This is a genomic window from Polaribacter sp. Q13 (assembly GCF_016858305.2).
In the GTDB taxonomy this organism is placed as follows: domain Bacteria; phylum Bacteroidota; class Bacteroidia; order Flavobacteriales; family Flavobacteriaceae; genus Polaribacter.
On the sequence record NZ_CP074436.1, the window covers coordinates 119,849 to 133,315 of the forward strand.

10 protein-coding genes are annotated in these 13,467 nt (G+C 29.1%); 4 read left to right on the forward strand and 6 right to left on the reverse strand.

The window, feature by feature from the left end; translation table 11 throughout:
* Positions 1–43: 43 nt before the first annotated feature.
* The 3 genes from JOP69_RS00570 to JOP69_RS00580 form a co-directional block, all read right to left on the reverse strand.
* The gene (locus JOP69_RS00570; RefSeq protein WP_203394494.1) at positions 44–928 is read right to left on the reverse strand and encodes a LysR family transcriptional regulator; all 885 of its coding nucleotides are present in this window, start codon (positions 926–928) and stop codon (positions 44–46) included.
* Positions 929–991: 63 nt separating this feature from the next.
* Positions 992–1,669, reverse strand: coding sequence for a ZIP family metal transporter (locus tag JOP69_RS00575; protein WP_203394493.1), 678 nt, complete (start codon positions 1,667–1,669; stop codon positions 992–994).
* A complete protein-coding gene (locus JOP69_RS00580) occupies positions 1,666–2,391 on the reverse strand; it encodes a methyltransferase domain-containing protein (protein WP_203394492.1) in 726 nt (241 codons plus the stop codon). Before JOP69_RS00580 ends, JOP69_RS00575 begins: the two co-directional genes overlap by 4 nt.
* A 182-nt stretch (positions 2,392–2,573) precedes the next feature.
* On the opposite strand from JOP69_RS00580, the gene JOP69_RS00585 reads away from it, so the two are divergent.
* The gene (locus JOP69_RS00585) at positions 2,574–3,773 is read left to right on the forward strand and encodes a class I SAM-dependent RNA methyltransferase (RefSeq protein ID WP_203394491.1); all 1,200 of its coding nucleotides are present in this window, start codon (positions 2,574–2,576) and stop codon (positions 3,771–3,773) included.
* Positions 3,774–4,204: 431 nt separating this feature from the next.
* On the opposite strand, the gene JOP69_RS00590 is transcribed toward JOP69_RS00585, so the two are convergent.
* From JOP69_RS00590 to JOP69_RS00600, 3 genes are all read right to left on the reverse strand, one after another.
* Positions 4,205–4,561, reverse strand: coding sequence for a DUF6567 family protein (locus JOP69_RS00590; protein WP_203394490.1), 357 nt, complete (start codon positions 4,559–4,561; stop codon positions 4,205–4,207).
* A gap of 401 nt (positions 4,562–4,962) precedes the next feature.
* Positions 4,963–6,849, reverse strand: coding sequence for a membrane protein insertase YidC (yidC, locus tag JOP69_RS00595; protein ID WP_203394489.1), 1,887 nt, complete (start codon positions 6,847–6,849; stop codon positions 4,963–4,965).
* Positions 6,850–7,103: 254 nt separating this feature from the next.
* Positions 7,104–8,717: a CTP synthase gene (locus JOP69_RS00600; protein ID WP_203394488.1), complete on the reverse strand. Its 1,614-nt coding sequence runs from the start codon at positions 8,715–8,717 to the stop codon at positions 7,104–7,106.
* A 139-nt stretch (positions 8,718–8,856) separates the two neighbouring features.
* Here JOP69_RS00600 and JOP69_RS00605 point away from each other — a divergent pair, with 139 nt between their 5' ends.
* The 3 genes from JOP69_RS00605 (at position 8,857) to carB (ending at position 13,307) form a co-directional block, all read left to right on the forward strand.
* Positions 8,857–9,519 carry a hypothetical protein gene (locus JOP69_RS00605; protein WP_203394487.1) on the forward strand — a complete coding sequence of 221 codons (663 nt, stop codon included), beginning with the start codon at positions 8,857–8,859 and terminating at the stop codon, positions 9,517–9,519.
* Positions 9,520–10,183: 664 nt separating this feature from the next.
* Positions 10,184–10,345 carry a 50S ribosomal protein L34 gene (gene rpmH / locus JOP69_RS00610; protein ID WP_036820926.1) on the forward strand — a complete coding sequence of 54 codons (162 nt, stop codon included), beginning with the start codon at positions 10,184–10,186 and terminating at the stop codon, positions 10,343–10,345.
* 106 nt (positions 10,346–10,451) lie between these two features.
* Positions 10,452–13,307, forward strand: coding sequence for a carbamoyl-phosphate synthase large subunit (gene carB, locus JOP69_RS00615; RefSeq protein ID WP_203394486.1), 2,856 nt, complete (start codon positions 10,452–10,454; stop codon positions 13,305–13,307).
* Positions 13,308–13,467: the final 160 nt, after the last annotated feature.

The window sequence follows — 13,467 nt, forward strand, 5'->3', positions numbered from 1 at the left end:
GTATTAATTACTTTAAAGCAAATTAATTAGCTATATGAGATAACTAAAAGTTATAGCTGTTTCGGGTAAATTTTTTAAAATAATCAAAAGTATTAGAAAGGTATCCAGTTCTATTTACAAAATAGAACCACCTTTCAATACTTAAATCTTTAATGTCTATTATTTTCAGTTTATTACTCATCAAATCGTCAGAAATAGAATGGATAGAGAGTAGGGCGTAATGGTCTGAATTGTATAAATAATTTTTAATGGCTTCCGTACTATTAAAAGACACAACAGAATTAAGTTTTTTAATTTTATGATTTAAAAGGAAGCTATCTATAATTACTTTTGTTCCAGAACCCTTTTCTCTTTCAATCATGGGGATTTTTTGCAGCGTTTCTATATCAATATTCCTTTTTTGAAAAGTATTATTATTTGCATTTGTTACAAGTACAATTTCGTCTTTAATAAATTTCTCAAAATGTAATTTAGGGTTTGATATACTTCCTTCTGTAATTCCAAAATCTATTTCTTCATTTAAAATTAAGGCTTCAATATTTTCAGAATTATTGCTTATGATGTTAAATTTTGTTTGAGGAAATTGCGTTCTAAATTTGGCTATTACTTTAGGAATAATGTAGTTAGACAAGGTGGTGCTTACACCAAAGTTGATAAAATTTGGTAAATCATCTTTTTTATGAAGAAATTTTTCGTCCATTTCTGCATAAATGGCTAATATTTTATTCGTATAAATAAGAAAAGATTTTCCTTCAGTTGTCAATTCAATCGAGTTTCTTTTTCTTATAAATAAGGTGGTTTTAAACTCTTGCTCTAAATTTTTAATGGACTTAGATATGGCAGGCTGAGAAAGATATAATTGCTCAGCAGCTTTTGTAAAACTTAAATGTTTAGCTACAACTTTAAATATATGTAATTTGGTTTTCATTAGTTTGTGTACAATACCTTACTTTTAAATGTACAATAATTTCTACAGTTTTAATCAATATCATTACAACGTAAAAACGGTAAGTAAAACACCTAAAACGATAGCTATAAATTTCTGTAAGTTAAATTTATGGTTTTCAGAGCCTTCAAAAAGGATGATGGTAGAAATATGTAAAAACACCCCAATAATTAAGGCCGTTATTTCTGTAGCATACGTTGTAAAAAAAGTAATTTTATCTCCTAAAAGTAGCCCTAAAGGACTCATTAAAGCAAAAACAATTAAAAAAAGATAGGTTATTTTTTTAGAATATTTCGTCTGAATTAAAAAAGTAGTTAATACAATGGCAATAGGTATTTTATGAACCACAATAGCCCATAATAAGTTATCACCGCTATGATGAATAGGTAAGCCTTCAGAAAAAGAATGGATGCATAAACTAACAAATAACAAGGTTGGGAATTCTTTGTTATCAGAATGAATATGAATATGACCATGTTCTGCTCCCTTAGAAAAAGATTCTAAAACAGACTGAATAATAATTCCAACTAAAATAAAAATACCTATTTTTTTATATTCTGTAGTTTCAGAATAAACTTCTGGTAATAAATGTAAAATAGTAACAGCTAATAAATAGGCGCCACTAAAAGCTAATAATAAGCGCACAATTTTTTTACTTGGTTTTATAATAAAAACTAAGATAGAACCAATAAAAACAGCTACTATTAATAAGATGTAACTCATTTTGCAATAATAATTAATCGATCGGAAGTGTTTCCTTTAAATGTATTTAAATTGTAATCTCCAAAAACGGATGTAATAGTAAAACCAACTTTATTAAAGAAGGTAGTCATTTTAGCAAGATCTAAATATTTTACTTGTTCTGTGTAAGAATGCTCTTCACCATCAGCAAAAAAAGAAATATGCTTTAAGATAAATCCATCTTTAATCTCTCTTTTAATTTTAAAAGTAATATTATCTACAATCTTTGTTTCATTAGTTACTAAATTTAGTTTTACTTTTTCTGCATTTAAAAAATCAAATACAAAAAAACCATTTTTATTTAAACCTTTTTTAATGTTTTCTAGAATTAAAATATCTTCCTTATCATCATCAAAATAGCCAAAACTTGTAAACAGATTAAAAACAGCATCGTAGGTATGATGAAAAGGTTTGCGCATGTCATGCACATTAAATTTTAACGTATCATTTTCGAATTTTTTAGCAGAATTTATACTATTTTCTGCCAAATCACCCCCAGTAACTGTATAGCCCAAAGAATTCAAAAATACAGAATGACGCCCTTTACCGCAAGGTAAATCTAAAATATGCGTTGTTTTTGGCAAGTTTAAAAAAGAGGTAATATTTTTCATAAACAATTGAGCCTCATCATCGTTTCTTTCTTTGTATAATGTGTGATAATAAGGGGTGTTAAACCAATCTGTAAACCAATCTTTCTGTTTCATTTGTCTGTGTAATTTTGCAATACCTTTTTTTATATTATCTTATAATTGTGTTTATAAGTATTGGTTTGTTTTGCTTACTAAGAGTCTGTAAAAGTAACCAAAACTTACGTTCTGTAAAATGAATTTCTTAATTAGTATAAATCCTATTTATAAATAGTATTTTTGCAGTCAATTTTATGGGTATGAACAAAGATTTTAAAATGACGGCAACAACACTTTTCGGTTTAGAAGGTGTGTTGGCAAAAGAGTTGAAAGAACTAGGAGCACAAGATGTTAAAGAAGGTATTAGAATGGTTTCTTTTAGAGGAGACACCGGTTTTATGTACAAAGCAAATATTGCATTAAGAACGGCTGTAAGAATTTTAAAACCGATAAAAGTTTGTAAGATTTACGATGAAGAAGATTTGTATGAGGCAATTCAGAAAATTAAATGGGAAAACTATTTAGAAACTGAAGGTACTTTTGCTATCGGAGCCGTAGTAAATTCTAAGAATTTTACGTCAAACTCACATTATATTTCTTTAAAATCTAAAGATGCTATTGCAGATTATTTTAGACATAAATATAGTAAAAGACCCAATGTAGATTTAGATTACCCAGATTTAAAAGTACATATTCACATACATAAAGAGTGGTTAACCGTTTCTTTAGATTCATCGGGAGATTCTTTACATAAAAGAGGTTATAGAACCGCTACTAATATTGCACCTATAAACGAAGTTTTGGCTGCTGGTATGGTTTTATTATCTGGTTATACTGGCGAAGAAAACTTTATAGACCCAATGTGTGGTTCTGGTACCATTTTAATTGAAGCTGCCATGATTGCTAATCATATTCCGGCAAACATCAACAGAAAATTATTCGCTTTTGAGAATTGGAAAGATTATGATGAAGACTTGTATTTTACCATTCAAGAATCATTATTAAAGAAAATCCGTTCTTCTCATTTTAAAATTATGGGATTTGATAAAGCACCATCTGCAGTACAAAAAGCACAGGCAAATGTAGAAAATGCTAATTTAGATGAGTTTATTGGTGTGCATCACGTTAACTTTTTTAATTCTAAAAAAGAAGTTTTTGGTAACACTACCATATTATTCAATCCGCCATATGGCGAGCGTTTAAATATAGATACCGAAGAATTTTATAAGAAAATAGGAGATACGCTTAAAAACAATTACCCTGGCTCTACAGCTTGGTTAATTACATCGGATACAGACGCTTTAAAATGTGTAGGACTAAGAACTTCTAAAAGAATAGCCCTTAAAAACGGAGATTTAAACTGTAAGTTTGTGAAGTACGATTTGTACGAAGGAACTCGTAAATTTAAAGAACGTAAAGAAGATACTGATACAGAAGTAGAAACAGAAACGGAAGATTAGACTCTTTTTGTTATTGTTAATTTACGAAGCAATCTGTTTATGAAGGAGTAAAGAGGTTATTTAAAAAGACATTTTTTGTCAATCTTTTTTTAGATAACTTCTTTTTTTTGTAGCTATTTCCTGCTTTCCGTTATATCTTTTTGTGAAAAACAAAAAGGATGTCACTTCAATCAGGGCTAGACCTGTTTACTTGCTTTTAGTAATATTAAATGCCTTTCTGATTATAAAAAAAAACTGAATGAATCCCCTTTTTTAAAGACTTTTTTGGTTTTAGCCAATATATTATTACAAGTAATTTTAAATGATTACGGAGAATCAATAAAATTGGATGTTAGGAATTTATAATGATCCTTTTTTAGCAAAAATTAAAATTAGTTTTTAAGGACCACTCATAATACAAGTAGTCCTTAAAAAAAAACTGAAATACTGTTTTATTTAAATTCAATTATTTCTGCAGTCATAGTTGCTGAAATTCTTTTTTTAGTTTCAATTAAATCAACAGATACATTTACAAGAGCTCTACTACCAATTAATTCTACACCAGCAGCTTTTGCTTCTTCTAGCATTTTAGCTTTAGCTCTAGATATAATTCCTTCTTTATTAGTTATGTTTCCCGTCAATATTTTTTCTGTAGCAGTACCAGTAAAACTACCTAAAACATTAAAATTTGAACTTGATAAAATTGTTTGAGTTTGATTTTGTTGTTCATAACCGCCACTATATAAGCTTGTTGTTTTGCAAGATGTTAATGCTGCAGTAATAGCTATTATAATAAAAGTTTTTTTCATTTGATAAATGTTATAAAATTTTACCTACTCCTTTTTTAAGTCCTTTTTCGGCTTATTCAGACATAATTTAATGTGTTTTATTTCCTATATAAGTTTAATATTTTAGATAAATTAACTTAAGGTTTAACTTGCAATTTTAATTTTTAAAGTTACTTTCATTTTTCTAATTAAACTTACGGGTTTCCGTAGGTTTGCTAATTTTTTGGTGTATAAATGTTTTTTTGTGAGGTTGTTATTTTTAATTTAAAGAAATATTATTTATTAAAGTTAAGTGGAAGTAGTCGTTTTTATTTTTTCGAATCAAAGAAATAACATGAAATTTTCTTTTTTTAAAACAATAAAAACCCAAAACAATTAAGTTTTGGGTTTTTTTATAAACTGAAGCAAGTGTTGGTACCTGCTTATTTTTTTCCTTTTTTCTGTTGTGCAGCTTGTTGATCTTGCGCTTGTTTCATAGCAGAATCTATTTTTTGACGGAATTTACTTTTCTTTTTTTCCGGTTTCTTTTTGTTTTCCTCTATCTGAGCATGAATTTTAGCTTCATCAATTACGTAGTGTTTAATTACTAACATAATAGTAATCGTTAACAGGTTAGAAACAAAGTAGTATAAACTTAATCCACTTGCATAACGGTTAAAGAAAACTAACATCATAATAGGAGAGAAGTAAATCATATACTTCATCATTTTCCCCATGTCTGGCATTCCTTCTTGCGTAGGTGCTTGCATGTTTGCTTGCTGACTTTGGTTCATTTTCATGTAAAAGAAAATTGCAACAGAAGCTAGTATAGGAAATAAACTTACGTGATTTCCGTAAACAGGAATCTTAAAAGGTAAGTTATAGATAATATCGTAAGAAGATAAATCTGGTGCCCATAAAAAGCTTTGTTGTCTTAAAGCTAAGTTTGTTGGAAAAAATTTAAACAATGCAAAGAATACAGGCATTTGTAATAGTGCGGGTATACAACCAGATAACATACTAACACCAGCTTTTCGCTGAATAGCCATGGTTTCTTGCTGACGCTTCATTGCGTTTTCTTTACCTGGATATTTATCATTTAAGGCTGTTAATTCTGGTCTAATCACCTTCATTTTTGCACTTGATAAATAAGACTTATATACTAATGGAGACATGATAATTCTAACAACAACGGTCATTAAAATAATAATTAATCCATAGTTAGATAAAAATCCTTTTAAGAAATTAAAAACAGGGTAGAATACGTTTCTGTTTAAGAAGCCAAAAATTCCCCATCCTAAATCTGCTGTTTGATCTAAATCTGTACCTTTAAAAGTTTTTAATAAATTATAATCACTAGGGCCGTAAAACCATTTCATATTATAATTTAATTCTCCGTTCGTTAATTCTAAAGGTGTCTTTAACTCATAACGTTTTGTAAAAATACTATCAATTTCCTCATTTTTAACTAATTCAGTAGAAGTTATAGTTGCATTATTAAAAGGGGTATCCGTTAATAAATTAGACATAAAAAAATGTTGTTTGTAAGAAACCCAGTCAACATCGTTAATAACTTCAGATTTGCCAGCGTTTAAATGATCTACTTCATCTTCTGTTTTATAATAAAGATGAGAATACATGGTGTTTTCTGTGTATAAACTTTGTTCATGTCTGTAACCATCTAAAGACCAATTTAAATTAATTGGGTTAGAAGAGTTAATAACCGAGTTTAAACCTTGAGAACGAACCACAAAATTAACCATGTAATTTTTTGGTTTTATTTCATATCTATATTCAAGAAATTGAGTGTTAGACACTTTTAGCTTCATAGAAACAACAGTGTTTTCTCCATTTTTAGTAATGGTTGGCTCAAAGAATAAATCTTTAGTATTTAAAATTCTACTATCTGTAGTTCCAAAATTAATATTAAAAGAGGCGTTCTTATTCTTTATCATGTATAAAGGCAAGGAATCATAGGTTTTATAATTCTTAATTTCAGCCTCTATAATTTGTCCTCCTTTGTTACTAATAATTAATTTAACCAATTCGTTTTCTAGAACAGAAGTTCCTTCTTTTCCATTAATCGCACTTTGTGCAAATGCGCCTAACTTATCTGTAAAAGCAACTTGTTTTAAAGAGTCATTTTCAAAAACAGGTGTGTTTTCTGTTAAAGTATTAGTTGTATTGTTTGTAGTTTCTACAACTTGCTCTGTATTCGTAGGAGTATCAATTGTTTCATCTGGTTTGTTAGTGTTAATCCAGTATAATAAAATACCTCCTAATAGTACCATTCCAATAAAAGAATTGATATCGAATTTTTTTTGTTCCATGTGTTATTTTAAAATGTCAATTTGTCATTTAATCAAAAATATCTTTTGATTAAAACGCGACAAATGTAGTGAAAAAGAAGCTTTATATCGTTTTTGCTACTTTAAATGTTATACCTACTAATAGTTCAAATAGTATTCCTTTTTTTTACAAATATGATGTTCTCTTTTTAAATAGTAAGATTATATTTTTTTAACACATAGAAGCATAGGTTAAATATCCTATGATGCTATGTGTTAATTTAAAAGTTAGAATTTTAAATCTTAGACTGTTTTAAAGCTGCTTTAATAAAATCTACAAATAAAGGATGCGGTTTTAAAACGGTACTTTTATATTCTGGGTGATATTGAACACCAACAAACCAAGGATGCGAAGGTATTTCTACAACTTCTACCAACCCTGTTTTTGGGTTAAACCCTGTTGCTTTCATTCCGCCAGCTTCAACTTGTTCTAAATAAGCATTGTTAAACTCAAAACGGTGTCTGTGACGTTCGCTTATCAATTCAGTTTTATAGGCTTTAAATATTTTAGAATCTTTTTTCAATTCACAATCCCAAGCCCCCAAACGCATGGTACCTCCTTTTTCGGTAACCCCTTTTTGGCTTTCCATTAAATTAATAATAGGTTCTTTGGTGCTTTTATTCATTTCTGTAGAACTAGCATTCTCTATACCTAATACATTTCTAGCAAATTCAATCACTGCCATTTGCATTCCTAAACAAATTCCGAAGAAAGGAATATTATTTTCTCTTGCATATCTTACTGCTCTAATTTTACCTTCAATACCTCTATCACCAAAACCAGGAGCTACTAAAATACCATTTACACCTTTTAGTTTTTTCTCAGCATTTTTAGGTGTTAAATTTTCAGAATGTACCCAACGTACTTTTACTTTTGTTTCATGCGTAGAACCTGCATGAATAAAAGCTTCTGTAATAGATTTATAAGAATCTTGCAACTCAATATATTTACCAATTAAGGCAATTTCTACTTCGTGTTTTGGGTTTTTATGTTTGGTTAAAAACTCGTTCCAAACTTTTAATTCTGGTTCTCCTTTAGAAGAAAGCTTTAATTTATTTAAAACAACGGTATCTAAACCTTGTTCTAACATTAAATTAGGTACGTCATAAATAGTTTCTGCGTCAATAGACTGAATAACGTCATCTTGCTTAACATTACAAAACAATGCTAGTTTACGTTTAATGTCGTCAGAAATTTCATGTTCTGTTCTACACACTAAAATATCTGGACTTACACCACTTTGCATTAACATTTTTACAGAGTGTTGCGTAGGTTTTGTTTTTAACTCACCAGCAGCAGCTAAATAAGGGACCAATGTTAAATGTATAACAATAGCATTTTCCTCTCCTTTTTCCCAAAGCATTTGTCTTACCGACTCTACATAAGGTAAAGATTCAATATCACCAACTGTTCCACCAATTTCTGTAATTACAATGTCATAATCACCAGTTTCCCCTAAAATTTGGATTCTGCGTTTAATTTCATCGGTAATATGTGGTATAACCTGTACCGTTTTTCCTAAAAAATCACCTCTACGTTCTTTATTAATTACAGATTGATAAATTTTACCTGTAGTTACGTTATTAGATTGACTGGTAGGAATGTTTAAAAAACGCTCATAATGACCTAGATCTAAGTCTGTTTCAGCTCCATCATCTGTAACATAACATTCTCCATGTTCGTACGGATTTAAAGTTCCTGGGTCTATATTAATATAAGGGTCTAGTTTTTGGATAGTTACAGAAAAGCCTCTTTGCTGTAGTAATTTTGCTAATGATGCAGCAATAATTCCTTTTCCAAGCGATGATGTTACGCCTCCTGTTACAAAAACGTATTTAGTATTACTCATGGTATTCTTAGGTTTGCGCAAAAGTACTAACTCTAATATTTATGGCAAATAAAAATTGGTATTTATTTTTATATTTCTTCTATTTAAAATAGTATAAATTGCAATAGTTTTTGAATTGTTTAAAATAAAAAAAAATATTTTGAAAAAAACCTTACTAATATTAAGTCTTTTAATGTTTTCAAGCTGTGCTATTATTTTTCCAAAAGTATTTCAGCGTAAATCAGCAAATTTTACTTTTAATAATTTATGGTTTAATACACAATTAGACCATCATAAAAGTGCTCGCTATTTATTAAATACAACTCAACTGAGCGTTAATGCATTTATTGGTGATGATTATAATGAGCAATTAGTAAATTTTGTCTCCAAGAAATTAGGGAATAATGTGTTTACAAAAGAAAGTTATAAAACCTCTGATGATAAAATAATTATTCCTTTTACGATAGAATACGAACTCACAAAAGAAAATATTGAACTTTTGCAAAAAACAACTGATTTAGATTATATAATCTTATCTAAAATACTGACTCCGGATTTAATAAATAAATCAAATGATCCGCAATATGATTCTTTAAAATACAGATCTAATGTTTTAGGAGGTTCTGTGGTTTTTGTTAAAATTTTTGACATTAAAAATAACAATGTTTTAATAGAAATGAGATGTAAAAGTGTGGTTTATGATGATGAAAACTTTAATTTTGATACAAATAGTTATGAAAATGACTCTAGAATATCCACTTATAAAAGTGAACAACAGTTGATAAAAAAGAGTTTTAAAAGAATTTTTAGAAGAATTGAATAAGTTTTAATTACAAATTGGGTTTATGTATTGGGTATTTTTCTTATTTACATTAGAAACATTACTCTTTTAAAAACTTAACTAATTTAGAGTATTTAGTCAACTTTATTTAAGATTAATTAGATAACAATATTTTTTTAAAGAAAGGTTTCAAAAATAAAAAAGGAAAATTAATTATTTCTTTTATTTAGGATATCAGATTACTGATAAAAGATAACCTTTTTAAAAGAGAATACAGATATAGATTATGTGATTTTAACAAAAAGGTTATATTTAAAAGATCTGAATGATGTTTCTTTTGCTTAGAATAGTAAAGGACGGTTCAATGATTCTAATGCTGATGCGATGTCTTTTGTGAAAATTATTGATTTAATAAATGGAGGTATTTTGTTTTATATGAATTGCAAAGACGAAGTTTTTATTATAGAAAATAAAGATATGCAGACAAGAGCGCTAAGACCACAACCAATTTCAAATTATAAAAACTTTTATAGTTTAGCTGAAAATACAATGAAAAAACCTCTTAAAAAGATAAAGTAATATTTTTTGATTTTTTTTTAAAATAGTGTTTGCCATAAATAAAAACAGTTGTATATTTGCCAACGCTTTAAATGAGTAGAATTTTAAGCAGTAAAATAATAATACAAGACATTTAAAAATACAGATAATGCCAAAAAGAACTTACCAACCGTCAAAGAGAAAGAGAAGAAATAAACATGGTTTCATGGAAAGAATGGCTTCTGCTAATGGTAGAAAGGTTTTAGCTAGAAGAAGAGCTAAAGGAAGAAAGAAAATTTCTGTTTCTACGGAAACTAGACATAAAAAATAAATGATTAACAATTGTTAATATAAGGTGTTACTTTTTTTAAGTAACACCTTTTTTTATACCCAAACACTAACTATTTTTGTAAAACTAAATAACACAACAACTTACAATGCCAAAAAGAAAAGACCTCAAATCAGTTTTAATTATTGGATCTGGACCAATTGTTATTGGACAAGCATGTGAATTTGATTATTCTGGCTCACAATCACTACGTTCTTTAAGAGAAGATGGAATCGAAACTGTTCTAATTAACTCTAATCCTGCAACAATTATGACAGACCCTTCAATGGCTGATCATATTTATTTGTTGCCTTTAACAACAAAATCAATCATTCAAATTTTAAAAGAGCATCCACAAATTGATGCTGTTTTACCAACAATGGGTGGACAAACTGCATTAAATCTTTGTATTGAAGCAGATGATAAAGGCATTTGGGAAGATTTTAATGTGAAATTAATTGGTGTAGACATTGATGCCATTAATATTACTGAAGATAGAGAGCAATTTAGAGAGTTAATGTTAAAGATTGATGTGCCTATGGCGCCTCAAGCAACAGCAACTTCATTTTTAAAAGGTAAAGAAATTGCACAAGAATTTGGCTTTCCTTTAGTAATTCGTTCTTCTTATACCTTGGGTGGGGCAGGAGCTTCTATTGTTTACAAAGCAGAAGATTTTGACCAACTTTTAAGTTTCGGTTTAGAAGCATCACCAATACATGAGGTGATGATTGACAAAGCGATGATGGGCTGGAAAGAATACGAGTTGGAATTATTACGTGATAAAAACGATAATGTTGTCATTATATGTTCTATCGAAAATATGGACCCGATGGGAATTCATACCGGAGATTCTATTACCGTAGCACCGGCAATGACACTTTCTGATAGAACTTTTCAGAAAATGCGTGACATGTCTATTAAAATGATGCGTTCTATTGGAGATTTTGAAGGTGGTTGTAATGTGCAATTTGCAGTTTCACCAGACGAAAAAGAAGATATTATTGCCATTGAAATTAATCCTCGTGTTTCTCGTTCATCCGCTTTAGCGTCTAAAGCAACAGGATATCCTATTGCAAAAGTAGCTACAAAATTAGCCATTGGGTATACATTAGATGAGTTACAAAACGGAATTACAAAATCTACATCGGCTTTATTTGAGCCAACATTAGACTATGTAATTGTAAAAATACCACGTTGGAATTTTGATAAATTCGAAGGTTCAGACAGAACTTTAGGTTTACAAATGAAATCTGTTGGAGAGGTAATGGGGATTGGACGTTCTTTTCAAGAAGCATTACACAAAGCAACGCAGTCTTTAGAAATTAAAAGAAATGGTTTAGGTGCAGATGGAAAGGGATACACAGACTATAACCAAATTATAGAAAAATTAACCTACGCAAGTTGGGATCGTGTTTTTGCAATTTATGATGCAATTGCTATTGGAATTCCATTAACTCAGATTCATGATATCACAAAAATTGACATGTGGTATTTAAAGCAATATGAAGAGTTATTTCAACTTCAAAAAGAAATTTCTACCTATAACATTGATACTTTAGGAAGAGATTTATTACTAGAAGCGAAGCAAAAAGGATACGGAGATAGACAAATAGCGCATATGTTGGATTGTTTAGAAAGTGAAGTATATACTAAAAGAGAAGAATTAAAAGTACAACGTGTTTTTAAATTAGTAGATACTTGTGCTGCAGAATTCAAAGCAAAGACTCCTTATTATTATTCAACTTTTGAAAATGAGATTGAAACTGCAGACGGACAAATTACAATTGCAAACGAAAGTATTGTAACTGATAAAAAGAAAATCATCGTTTTAGGTTCTGGACCAAATAGAATTGGACAAGGAATTGAGTTCGATTACTGTTGTGTACATGGTGTTTTAGCAGCTGCAGAATGTGGTTATGAAACGATTATGATTAATTGTAATCCAGAAACGGTTTCTACAGATTTTGATACGGCAGATAAATTATACTTTGAGCCTGTTTTTTGGGAACATATTTATGATATTATTCGTCATGAAAAACCAGAAGGAGTTATTGTACAATTAGGTGGACAAACTGCTTTAAAGTTAGCCGAAAAGTTAACAAAATATGGAGTTAAAATAATTGGAACTTCTTTTGAAGCATTAGATTTAGCGGAAGATAGAGGACTTTTCTCTGAATTGTTAAAAAGGAATAATATTCCTTATCCAGAATTTGGTATCGCAGAAACAGCAGATGAAGCTTTGGCTTTAGCAGATGAATTAGATTTCCCTATTTTGGTAAGACCTTCTTATGTTTTAGGAGGACAAGGAATGAAAATTGTCATCAACAAAGAAGAACTTGTTAAACATGTAGTTGATTTATTGGGAAGAATGCCTGGTAATAAATTATTGTTAGATCATTATTTAGATGGTGCCATAGAAGCAGAGGCAGATGCCATTTGTGATGCCGATGGTAATGTGTATATTATAGGTATTATGGAACATATAGAACCTTGTGGAATTCATTCTGGAGATTCTAATGCTACGTTACCTGCTTTTAATTTAGGTGAATTTGTGTTGCAACAAATTAAAGACCATACTTTTACAATTGCGAGAGAACTAAAAACGGTAGGTTTGATAAACGTTCAGTTTGCAGTTAAAGATGATATTGTTTATATTATTGAAGCAAACCCAAGAGCCTCTAGAACAGTACCTTTTATAGCAAAAGCATATAAAGAACCATATGTAAATTATGCTACAAAAGTAATGTTAGGAGAAAAGAAAGTAACAGATTTCGATTTTAAACCGCATTTAGATGGTTTTGCAATTAAGCAACCTGTATTTTCTTTTAACAAGTTTCCTAATGTAGACAAAAAATTAGGCCCAGAAATGAAATCAACAGGAGAGAGTATCTTGTTTATAGATAACTTAAAAGATGATGATTTTTATAATTTATACTCTAGACGTAAAATGTATTTGAATAAATAAAATACAAGTATATAACTTCTTAAAAACATCCATTTATGTTGAATTTTTTTCAATAATTTGGATGTTTTTTTGTGTAGTAAACTTTATATTTAACTTATATCTCTGAGTGGATACGTTAATTTTTTCAGAAAATAAATGATTATTATTTAAATGAATGAAC

Excerpts from the sequence above, each read along its gene's own strand:
- JOP69_RS00585 (WP_203394491.1), top strand. The coding sequence starts at position 2,574 with ATGAACAAAGATTTTAAAATGACGGCAACAACACTTTTCGGTTTAGAA.
- JOP69_RS00580 (WP_203394492.1), bottom strand. The coding sequence starts at position 2,391 with ATGAAACAGAAAGATTGGTTTACAGATTGGTTTAACACCCCTTATTAT.
- yidC (WP_203394489.1), bottom strand. The coding sequence starts at position 6,849 with ATGGAACAAAAAAAATTCGATATCAATTCTTTTATTGGAATGGTACTA.
- rpmH (WP_036820926.1), top strand. The coding sequence starts at position 10,184 with ATGCCAAAAAGAACTTACCAACCGTCAAAGAGAAAGAGAAGAAATAAA.
- carB (WP_203394486.1), top strand. The coding sequence starts at position 10,452 with ATGCCAAAAAGAAAAGACCTCAAATCAGTTTTAATTATTGGATCTGGA.
- JOP69_RS00575 (WP_203394493.1), bottom strand. The coding sequence starts at position 1,669 with ATGAGTTACATCTTATTAATAGTAGCTGTTTTTATTGGTTCTATCTTA.
- JOP69_RS00590 (WP_203394490.1), bottom strand. The coding sequence starts at position 4,561 with ATGAAAAAAACTTTTATTATAATAGCTATTACTGCAGCATTAACATCT.
- JOP69_RS00600 (WP_203394488.1), bottom strand. The coding sequence starts at position 8,717 with ATGAGTAATACTAAATACGTTTTTGTAACAGGAGGCGTAACATCATCG.
- JOP69_RS00570 (WP_203394494.1), bottom strand. The coding sequence starts at position 928 with ATGAAAACCAAATTACATATATTTAAAGTTGTAGCTAAACATTTAAGT.